Genomic DNA, 1248 nt, shown 5'->3' on the forward strand with positions numbered 1-1248 from the left:
AAGAGGTCGTACTTATGGTATCGGTATCAAGGTGGCTGTAATTTCGGAGTGCTTTTACAAGATTTCCGATCCTGGAGATAGCGATCTTGATGTCTCTCACATGAATCTGACTCATTCCCAGCAGATAGAACGAATCGATGATCCGGTCAGAATGTTCTGACCTTAACAAATTCAAAACAGACCCGCTTTGTTCTACTGTAAATCCTACCTGTGACAACACTTTAGAGTGATACCTGGCGTTCCTGATCCTGTTATCATCCAGAAATTCCCTGATCAGCTTGGTTCTCTGCCGGGTCTCTGAAGTACTGTAGTCTTTCTTGTTCTGAATGATCGCCGTACAGGCATCCTGGTAATCTCTTTTGAGTTCATCATCCAGAGAGTGACCGATCTTAATGAGATAGTTCAGCATTTCGGTATAATCTGTCTGCACCTCATTGATGGCACTTTGTATGGCACCTACCGGCGTATTTACTTCATGGGCGATGCCCGCTACAAGTTGACCCAGACTCGCCATTTTTTCGGACTGGACAAGTTGTACCTGTGTAATTTTCAATTCTTCGAAAGCTTTCTCCGATTTCTCTTTCTCCTCTCGGATGATCTCACTTTGTTCTTCCAGCGTTTTAAAGGCATCCGTAAGCTCTTTATTCCGGGACTCCAGCGACTGATTAAACTTTCTCAGTTCCTCCAACCGCTGCTGCTGACTCTTCAGCAGTCTCTCGATCATGGCATTGAACGACTCAGCCACTAATCGGATCTCAGGACTTCCGTAATTTTGATTAGCCCGTTTATCAAGTTGATCGTCTGCAATTCTTTTGGTGACTTTCTGAAGTTCTTCCAAGGGACGTGTTATGTTCTTTGATAACACTACAGCGATCATGGAAGCAGCCAGCACAATAAGTCCAATGATCCATAGTAAGCTTTTAAATAAACTACTCTGAAGATCATTAAGATACTCCGTTTCAAAAGCCATATAGATCTCGCCTTCCCCGGTAAGTTCAGAATACCAACTACCTTTTTTTATAAAAAGAGAGTCTGACTTCAGGATATCCGTAGGTAAACTGTTCAGCTGTTCAAGGTCAAAATTCACATTTTCCGGATTAGAGCCTACCACCGTTTGCTGATCGTCAGTTACTATAATATATCTGAGATTATCATTCTCTCTGGCCCATCTTAAAACGGTTCTTATGCTTTCGTAACTTTCTTCTTTTAAACCAATTTCCAGCCCAAGACGTACGGCTTCTAGCTGTG

The 1248-nt window shown here is 42.7% G+C and carries 1 protein-coding gene; it reads right to left on the minus strand.

The features are described 5' to 3' along the window. Positions 1–1248, minus strand: a 1248-nt coding sequence (locus WH5701_RS17345; RefSeq protein ID WP_156776478.1) for a methyl-accepting chemotaxis protein, incomplete at both ends; no start/stop codon positions are given.

The sequence above is a fragment of the Synechococcus sp. WH 5701 genome, from assembly GCF_000153045.1.
Taxonomy (GTDB): Bacteria; Cyanobacteriota; Cyanobacteriia; order PCC-6307; family Cyanobiaceae; genus Regnicoccus_A; species Regnicoccus_A antarcticus.